1 protein-coding gene and 1 pseudogene are annotated in these 1,177 nt (G+C 75.0%); both read right to left on the bottom strand.

The genetic code is table 11. The features are described from left to right. Window positions 1-645: M20/M25/M40 family metallo-hydrolase (locus G5C62_RS27155; RefSeq protein WP_164703431.1), on the bottom strand; the 645-nt coding region annotated here is incomplete at its 3' end. After that, window positions 642-1,040: pseudogene (locus G5C62_RS27150) on the bottom strand (RidA family protein); the annotation flags it as partial. The gene G5C62_RS27155 and the pseudogene G5C62_RS27150, both read right to left, overlap by 4 nt. Window positions 1,041-1,177: the final 137 nt, after the last annotated feature.

The raw sequence follows: 1,177 nt of genomic DNA, 5'->3' as shown, positions 1-1,177 counted from the left end.
CTCCCAGGCGATGCCCGGGATGACCTCCACCAGGCCCACGTCGACGCCCTCGTCGGCCAGCACCCGGCCCTGCTCGATGTGCAGCTCCAGGAAGGCACGGAGGTCGTGCCGCTCCGCGCTCGCCACCGCCGCCGGGTCCAGGCCCGCCTGCCGCATGGCGTCGGCGAGCAGCACGCCCTCCCGGTCGCGGAGCCGGTCCGGCTCGTCCGGGGCGATCAGGCCCAGCATCCCGCGGGTGCCGAAGAAGTTGGCCGGGAAGCGGCTGCTCTCCTCCTCGCACAGCGCGACCACCTCCAGCGTGCGCACCGGGGTGCCGTGCTGGGCGCGCAGCGCGGCCAGCGCCGCCAGCCCACCGACCACGCCCAGCGCGCCGTCGTACTTCCCGCCGGAGGGCACCGTGTCGACGTGTGAGCCGGTGAGGACGACGCCGTCGCCGGAGCCCGGCAGCCGCCCGAACACGTTGCCCACCGCGTCGACCCGGCCCTCGAGGCCGGCCTCGTCGATCCACCGCAGCAGGGCGTCCCGCGCCTGCTGCCAGGCCTCGTCGTACATGAAGCGGTACATGCCGTCAGGGGTCTCCCCGAGGGCACCCAGCTCCTCGACGTAGGTCCCGAGCAGCTGCGCGTCGACGTGCACGGCGGTCACGGTGCCTCCACCCCCAGGACCAGCTGCACCTCGACCGGGGTGTCCAGCGGCAGCACCGGGGCGGCGACCGCGGTACGGGCGTGCCGGCCCCGCTCGCCGAGCGCCTCGATCAGCAGGTCGCTGGCGCCGTTGGCCACCAGGTGCTGTTCGGTGAAGTCAGGCGTGCTGGCGACGAAGACGGTGACCTGCACGACCGAGACGCCGGCCAGCGACCCGAGGTGTGCGTCGGCCACGGCCAGCCCGTTGAGCGCCGCCAGCCGGGCCAGCTCCGCGGCCGCGGGCACGTCGACGGTGTCGCCGACCTTGCCGGTGCGCGGCAGCCGCCCGTCGACGAAGGGCAGCTGGCCGGCGATGAACAACAGGTCGCCGTGCCGGCGGGCCGGGACGTAGTTCGCCCCCGGCGGGGGTGGCGAGCGCGGAGCGGCACGACCTCCGTGCCTTCCTGGAGCTGCACATCGAGCAGGGCCGGGTGCTGGCCGACGAGGGCGTCGACGTGGGCCTGGTGGAGGTCATCCCGGGCATCGCCTGGGAG

This window comes from Modestobacter sp. KNN46-3 (assembly GCF_011039295.1).
The sequence above is the reverse complement of the archived record's forward strand: the minus strand, read 5'-3'. Positions and strand labels throughout refer to the sequence as shown.